The organism is Stenotrophomonas sp. PS02289 (assembly GCF_029960115.1).
Taxonomy (GTDB): domain Bacteria; phylum Pseudomonadota; class Gammaproteobacteria; order Xanthomonadales; family Xanthomonadaceae; genus Stenotrophomonas.
On the sequence record NZ_JASCOZ010000256.1, the window covers coordinates 1 to 4268 of the forward strand.

Annotated in this window: 3 protein-coding genes and 2 pseudogenes; 3 read left to right on the forward strand and 2 right to left on the reverse strand. The window is 69.9% G+C overall.

The window, feature by feature from the left end:
- Window positions 1-169: 169 nt before the first annotated feature.
- The 3 genes and pseudogenes from QMX83_RS20485 to QMX83_RS20495 all read left to right on the forward strand — a co-directional run.
- A pseudogene (locus QMX83_RS20485) lies at window positions 170-755 on the forward strand (phosphoribosylanthranilate isomerase); the annotation flags it as partial.
- A 65-nt stretch (window positions 756-820) separates the two neighbouring features.
- Window positions 821-1930 carry a patatin-like phospholipase family protein gene (locus tag QMX83_RS20490; RefSeq protein ID WP_164146001.1) on the forward strand — a complete coding sequence of 370 codons (1110 nt, stop codon included), beginning with the start codon at window positions 821-823 and terminating at the stop codon, window positions 1928-1930.
- A 2-nt stretch (window positions 1931-1932) separates the two neighbouring features.
- A complete protein-coding gene (locus QMX83_RS20495; protein WP_019186275.1) occupies window positions 1933-3387 on the forward strand; it encodes a GntP family permease in 1455 nt (484 codons plus the stop codon).
- Between the two features lie 40 nt (window positions 3388-3427).
- On the opposite strand, the gene QMX83_RS20500 is transcribed toward QMX83_RS20495, so the two are convergent.
- Both QMX83_RS20500 and QMX83_RS20505 read right to left on the reverse strand, forming a co-directional pair.
- Window positions 3428-3637 (reverse strand): hypothetical protein, encoded by a 210-nt coding sequence (locus tag QMX83_RS20500; RefSeq protein WP_019186274.1) that lies wholly within the window; start codon window positions 3635-3637, stop codon window positions 3428-3430.
- Between the two features lie 23 nt (window positions 3638-3660).
- Window positions 3661-4268, reverse strand: a pseudogene (locus QMX83_RS20505) (transposase); the annotation flags it as partial.

Genomic DNA, 4268 nt, shown 5'->3' on the forward strand with positions numbered 1-4268 from the left:
GGATTCGGTGAGAAATGGCTACGCACTGAGCCGCTGCGTGGCCCCGCGATGTCGAAAACCCACGCATGAACCCCCGATCTGTGCCCGATCTGTGCCCAAAGCGGCGCTTGCGCGGCCGCTTCCTACCCGCCCCGCCAGACTCGCCAAAAAGGGCGGTTGAACTTCCTATACCCAACTCGGCGTGGACGCGGTCGGTTTCGTGTTCGCCGAAGGCAGTCCGCGCCGGGTCAGCGCGGCCGAGGCGCGGCAACTGCGCCTGGCGCTGGCGCCGATGGTCGGCGCGGTGGCGCTGTTCCGCGACAACACCGTGGCCGAGGTGCGTGAAGTGGTGCGCATGGTGCGACCGGCGTTGCTGCAGTTCCACGGCGACGAAGAGGATGCGTTCTGCAGCGCCTTCCGCATGCCCTGGCTGAAGGCGGTGCCGATGGGCGGGGGCGAGCGTTGGGATGCGGCCGCGCTGCAAGAGCGCTGGCCGAACGCCGACGGTTTCCTGTTCGACAGCCACGGCAAGGGCGCAGCCGGCGGTACCGGCCACACGTTCGACTGGAGCGCGATCCCCGGCGGACTGCACCGGCCGTTCGTGCTGGCCGGCGGGATCACGCCGGACAACGTGCACGACGCGATCCGCGCCACCTCGCCGTGGGCGGTGGACGTGGCCAGCGGGATCGAAGTCGCGCCGGGAGTCAAGGACGGCGAGAAAGATGCGCCGCTTCGTGGCGGAAGTGCGACGTGCCGACGGTACCGGTCCCGATTGAACGGCGTTTTCCTTTACGCGCTGCGTGTGTCCCTGTAGTTTTCCCCCGTCCCTACGGATCCACCCATGAGCACTCCGGCCCGCACCCGCAAGGCCACCCCGGCCAGGAAGACCGCTGCGTCCAAGCCGGCGCCGCGCCGCAAGAGCCGTGCGGCGCCGCCGCCCGAACTCCTGTCCATCGACCTGGCCTTGCAGGGCGGCGGCTCGCACGGCGCCTTCACCTGGGGCGTGCTCGACCGCTTGCTGGAAGAGGAGTGGCTGCGGATCGATGGCGTGTCCGGTACTTCCGCAGGCGCGATGAACGCGGCCGTGCTGGTCGATGGCTTCGAACGTGGCAGTCGCCAGGGCGCGCGCGAGGCGCTGGCCCGGTTCTGGCGCGCGGTGTCCGACGCAGCGCGCTTCAGTCCGCTGCAGCGCGGGCCGCTGGACGTGCTGATGGGACGCTGGAGCCTGGAGGGCTCGCCGGCGTTCCTGGCCATGGACCTGGTGTCGCGGCTGTGGTCGCCCTACGACCTCAATCCGTTCGGCGTCAATCCGCTGCGCGACATCCTGGAGCGCTCACTCGATTTCGACGCGCTGTCGAAGTCGGACATCAAGCTGTTCATCACCGCCACCAACGTGCGTACCGGCCGCGGCAAGGTGTTCCGCAACGCCGAACTGAGCCCGGACGTGCTGCTGGCCTCGGCCTGCCTGCCGAACATGTTCCAGGCGGTGGAGGTGGACGGCGAGTACTACTGGGACGGCGGCTACTCCGGCAACCCGACCATGACCCCGCTGGTGCGCGACTGCAATTCGGACGACGTGATCCTGGTCGCGGTCAACCCGGTCGAGCGTCCCGACCGGCCGACCGGCGCGCGCGAGATCCTCAACCGGATCAACGAGATTTCCTTCAACGCCGGCCTGCTCAAGGAACTGCGCATGATCGCGCTGCTGCGCCAGGTGGCCGACGTGGGCAACTGCGAGGGCGCGCGCTGGGCGAGCAAGCGCATCCACCTGGTGCGCAACGACCTGGCCGCCGTGCTGGATTCCTCGTCGAAGATGAGCGCCGAGTGGGCGTTCCTGGAGATGTTGCACAAGGAGGGGCGGCGCGTGGCCGAGTCCTTCCTGGCGCAGGACGGCGCCAACCTGGGCAAGCGCTCATCGATCGACCTGAACGTGCTGCTGGAAGGAGTGTGAGCATGGGACTGCTGGGCATGCTGGTCGGCCTCGGCCTGTTGATGTACCTGTCCTACCGGGGCTGGAGCGTGCTGCTGCTGGCGCCGGCCGCGGCGTTGGTGGTGGCGGCGTTCTCCGGCGAGCCGCTGCTGGCGCACTGGACCTTGACCTTCATGTCGGCCGCCGCCGGATTCATCTCCCAGTTCTTCCCGCTGTTCCTGCTCGGCGCGCTGTTCGGAAAGCTGATGGAGGACAGCGGCTCGGTCGAGGCCATCGCCGCGTTCATGACCGCCAAGCTCGGCACCCGGCGGGCGATGCTGGCGGTGGTGCTGTCCGGCGCGCTGGTGACCTACGGCGGGGTGAGCCTGTTCGTGGCGATCTTCGTGCTGGTGCCGATGGCCGCGGTGCTGTTCCGCGGCGCCGGCATCCCGCGTCGGCTGATGCCGCCGGCGCTGGCGCTGGGCACGATGACCTTCACCATGTCGGCCATGCCCGGCACGCCCTCGATCCAGAACGCGATCCCGATGCCGTTCTTCGGCACCACGCCGTTCGCCGCGCCCGGGCTGGGCCTGATCGCCTCGGCGATCATGCTGGCGTTCGGCCTGTGGTGGCTGGCCCGCGCCGAACGTCGCGCGCGGCTGGCGGGCGAAGGCTTCGGCGAGTTGGCCACGCCCGACGCCGGCATGGTGGCCGAGGACGAGATCGTGCGCGAACGCGCGGCGGTGGCGCAGCCCTTCGATCCGGCCGAGGCGGCGCATGGCGTCCAGGGCAGCGGCCTGCCGTCGGCGCTGGTTGCGTTCGCGCCGCTGGCGGTGGTGATCGGGGTGAACCTGCTGATGTCGCTGCTGATCCTGCCGCGGATGGACGTGTCCTACCTGCAGTACGCGCGCTTCGGCGAAACCTCGCTGTCCGAGGTGGCGGGCGTGTGGTCGGTGTCGGTGGCGCTGGCCGCGGCGATCGCCACCACCATCGCGCTGAACCTGCGCCGCTTCCCCTCGCTGCGTTCGAGCATGGACTCCGGCGCCAACGCCTCGGTGCTGCCGATCCTGGCGGTGGGCAGCCTGGTCGGTTTCGGCGCGGTGGTCGCGGCGATGCCGGCCTTCGAGATCGTGCGCGACTGGGTACTGGGCATCGGCGGCGGTCCGCTGGTGTCGCTGGCGGTGGCGACCAACATCCTCGCCGGCCTCACCGGCTCGGCGTCCGGCGGCCTGACCATCGCCCTGGATGCGCTGGGTCCGACTTTCATGGCCATCGCCTACGAGACCGGACTGTCGCCGGAGCTGATGCATCGGGTGGCGGTGATCGGCGCCGGCACCCTGGACAGCCTGCCGCACAACGGCGCGGTGGTGACTCTGCTGGCGGTGTGCGGCTGCACCCACCGCGACAGCTACGGCGACATCGCGGTGACCGCGGTGCTCGGCTCGATCGTGGCGCTGGTGGTGGTGATCGTGCTGGGGACGATGTTCGGGTCGTTCTGAGCGCACGTGCGCGGCGTGACGGCGCCGCCCGGCACGATGCTCAGGCGCGGCGCGGCTGGATCGAGGCCAGCTGCGCGTCGGCCAGTCCCAGCAGCAGGCGCCGCGTTTCGCGGCCGCCGCAGCGGAACGCCTGCAGCAGGCGTCGCTCGAGCGGGTCGTGGACCAGTTCGGCGTCGAGTGCCGGAATGTCGTCCGGATCCGCCTCCCAGGCCAGCGGGCCACGGCCGGTGGCCAGCCACTCGAAACGCACGCGGGTGACATGCGCCAGGCGGGCGCGCCGTGTTTCTCGAAGTGGGCGAGGATGGCGCGGATGGTTTTGGGTTCCTCGATGCTGGCGACGATCCGCACCGCGCCGCCGCAGTGGGCGCAGGTGGTGACGTCGATGGAAAAGACCCGCTTGAGCCGTTGCGCCCAGCTCATCGCACGGCGCTTCTGCTCGGGGCTGCGCGGCTCGTCGTGGGCGCTTGCGTCCACCGGCGCCGCATCGCCCGCAGGCCGCTTGCCGCGCCCCGATGGCGTCACCTGCGCGCGCAGGTTTGCATTCGGGGCGAATACGCCGTGGAAGCGGGTGAGATGCGCGCGAGGTGGCGGGACCAGTGCCGCCAGCTTGGCGATGAAGTCCACCGCATCCCATTCGACATGCGTGGTCCCATTTCGCCACGGCGTCTTGAGCTGATACCGCACCCTACCCTGCGGTGAGATCGACAGCCGCTGCTCGCTGATCGCCGGGCGCGTGATGTAGCGGCACAGCTTTTCGAGCTTGTGGCTTTCGTGTGCTTCCGCGGCCACGCCGGCATGCAGCGAGAAGCCGCCGACCTTGCCGGCATCGCCCTCCAGCGAGCCTGCGTCACCGGGCAATGTTTGCAGCGTGACGACCTTGC